The organism is Mesorhizobium sp. M1273 (genome assembly GCF_040318195.1).
Classification (GTDB): Bacteria; Pseudomonadota; Alphaproteobacteria; order Rhizobiales; family Rhizobiaceae; genus Mesorhizobium.
This window is the reverse complement of the sequence record NZ_JAMYLV010000078.1, coordinates 1-2916: the sequence shown is the minus strand read 5'-3', so window position 1 is coordinate 2916 and position 2916 is coordinate 1. Positions and strand designations below refer to the sequence as shown.

The following is a 2916-nucleotide window of genomic DNA, read 5'->3' as shown; positions in this document are numbered from 1 at the left end:
CGATAGTGTTGAAAAAGTCCGGGTTGCAGCAGTCCTGAAGCACTTCTCTATTCGGCATGTTGAGGTCAAGCGCTTTCGAGCTTGCGGCTTCTCCGGCGTTTGACGTCTTTCGCGGGGCCTCGCTTCTCTACGGGATCGGCTTTAGCCCTCCCAGCATGGGATCAGGAGAATGAAGCGGCACAATCTGATTCGCGGCCTGATCGGCTGCAGTGAGCGACCGGTCCGAGTGCTTCAACGAACTCGCCTCATCCATCGTCCCGCGAAGGACGTGCTTCCGCCGGTGGCGGAACTTGTCTCTCTCCTTACGGCCTTCCCGGTCAGATAGCGGCTGGCGAGGCCTCCCGCGTCCAGCGGAATTCGGTGCCGTCCACCCACATGCGGTGCATGATGACCGCCAGCCGGCGGGCGAGTGCGACGATCGCTTTTCGCAGACCGCACCGCTTGGCGACATTCATCGCCCACGCCTTCAGCCATGACCACTTCTTGACGCGCGTTAGCATCACTTGGGCGGCTTCGTAGAGCAAGGTGCGCATCATCCCGTCGCCGCACAGCGAGACGCGACCGACGCGGTGACTTTCACCTGATTGGTTGAGCACCGGCGTCAGTCCCAGGATGAACCCCACCGTTTTGGAGTTTCTGAATCGCTGTGGAATGTCGATCGTCGCGGTATAAGCCAGCGCCACCACAGGACCAACGCCGGAGATCGTCATCAAGCGCCGACAGACCTCATCGTCCCGCACGATTCTCAGAAGTCTGCGATGTAGAACTGTAAACTGTTCTCGCAGCTTGCAGCGCGCCTCCAGCAGCGGCGTGACAATTTCGGCCAGTTCACAGCGTCCTTCGACGAGCTCGCGAATCCGATCCTCAAACTTGACGGTCCCGACGACGCCAACCTTGAGCCCAAAATTGCGCAACAGGCCGCGCAGGTCGTTCTCGATGGCGAGGGCCTTTTCCTGCAGCAGCTTGCGCGCCGTCAGCAGCGCGCGGCGCTTCTGGCTCGTCAGCGTCTTGACATGCACCGGGCGGAACAGGTTGACGCGCATCATCTGTGCGATGCCGCGCGCATCATTGCGATCCGTCTTGTTCGGCCGCGCCTTGAGGAATGCCTTGGTGTGTCGGGTCTCGATGCAGATTGCCGGCAAACCGGCCCTGGCCAGGCCTTCGAACAGCCATTGCGACAACGGTCCGGCCTCGAGCCCGATCCGCTCGATGCGCAAGGCGGGATCTTTCAGAACCGCGGTGAGGTCGTCGGGGTGGCTGACCACCTTGACCTCGCGGCAGATCTTGCCAGTTTCATCGACAATGCAAACGGCGGTCTCTTTTACCGAGATATCCAATCCGGCATAATGCTTCATGCTGCGTTTCCTTTCCTGATGCTTGTGGCTGTAGCTGCAGACCACGTTCTATCATCAGCTCGGAGCGCAGCACCTCCGTCCATCACCGTCGAAGATGGGGCTCAAGCCGAATATCCCATCTGATTCAATCTTCGTCGTAAGAGGAGATTGAGTCGATGATGGGCGAGCAAAGTGTGATGCAGGAGGAGCTGTTCTACGGCTTCAGCCTGGAGCGGCATGTGCCGGCGGATCACCTGCTCAGAGCGATCGACCACTTCGTCGACCTGTCCGCCATCCGCCAGCATCTGGCGCCCTTCTACAGCCCGATCGGCCGTCCCTCGATCGACCCTGAGCTGCTGATCCGCATGCTGATCGTCGGCTATTGCTTCGGCATCCGCTCGGAGCGCCGGCTGTGCGAGGAGGTACATCTGAACCTGGCCTATCGGTGGTTCTGCCGGCTTGGCCTCGAGGGTGATGTGCCTGACCACTCAACCTTCTCCAAGACCCGCCACGGCCGCTTCCGCGATGCCGACCTGCTGCGCGAACTGTTCGAGACCGTCGTCCGGCGCTGCATAGCTGAAGGGCTCGTCGGCGGCGAAGGCTTTGCGGTCGATGCCAGCATGATCGTCGCCGACGCCCATCGTCAGCGCGGGATCGAAACGGCCGAGGACCTCAATCCCAAAGCCAAGCGGGCCGTGGCTGAGTATCTCGCCACTCTGGATGACGCCGCCTTCGGGGCCGCCACGCCGGTGGAGCCCAAGTTCGTCTCCCCTGTTGATCCCGCCGCGCGCTGGACTGCCGCTTGGGGTGGCCCAGCCGTCTATGCCTATTGCACGAACTATTTGATCGACGTGGAGCACGCCATCATCGTGGACGTGGAGCCCTCGACCGCGGTGCGCCAAGCCGAGGTGACGGCCGCCAAGACTATGATCGAGCGGGCGCACGACGAGCTCGGCCTCTGGCCGGAGCGGCTGATTGCCGACACCGGCTACGGCTCGGCCGAAATGCTGAACTGGTTGGTGCATGAGCGTGGGATCGAGCCGCATATCCCGGTCTTCGACAAGTCTAGGCGCAAGGATGGCACCTTCTCGCGCGACGACTTCACCTACGACCATAAGGCCGATACATACATCTGTCCTGGCGGGAAGACGCTCAGGCAGCGCCAGAAGACCTATCGGATGCCACACCCTCTCGTCGACGAGAATGGCATGATGCGCTATCGCGCCAGCAAGCTGGATTGCGACGCCTGTGCCCTGAAGCCCAGCTGTTGCCCGAAGGAGCCGGCGCGCAAGGTGCTGCGCTCGATCTATGAGGGCGCGCGCGACATGGCCCGCGACATCGCAAAGACAGACGCCTACCAGACCTCACGCTATCAGCGGAAGAAGGTGGAGATGCTGTTCGCGCACCTCAAGCGCATCCTGAAGCTCGATCGATTGCGATTGCGCGGCCCCTGTGGTGCCCGCGATGAGTTCCACCTTGCAGCCATCGCCCAGAACCTCAGGAAATTGGCCAAGATTTGCACCCTCGGAACAAACGTCCGAGCCACTTAAGGCGAGGAGGTCGCGTCGACCTTAATCAAGAC

2 protein-coding genes are annotated in these 2916 nt (G+C 61.5%); one reads left to right on the top strand and one right to left on the bottom strand.

Features of this window, described 5'->3' with window-relative positions:
• Window positions 1-317: 317 nt before the first annotated feature.
• Window positions 318-1355 carry an IS110 family RNA-guided transposase gene (locus NKH30_RS32935; protein WP_352618855.1) on the bottom strand — a complete coding sequence of 346 codons (1038 nt, stop codon included), beginning with the start codon at window positions 1353-1355 and terminating at the stop codon, window positions 318-320.
• Window positions 1356-1510: 155 nt separating this feature from the next.
• Between NKH30_RS32935 and NKH30_RS32930 the strand changes: the two genes are divergently transcribed.
• Entirely contained in the window at window positions 1511-2884 is a 1374-nt protein-coding gene (locus tag NKH30_RS32930) for a transposase (RefSeq protein ID WP_352473781.1), read from the top strand.
• Window positions 2885-2916 lie beyond the last annotated feature (32 nt).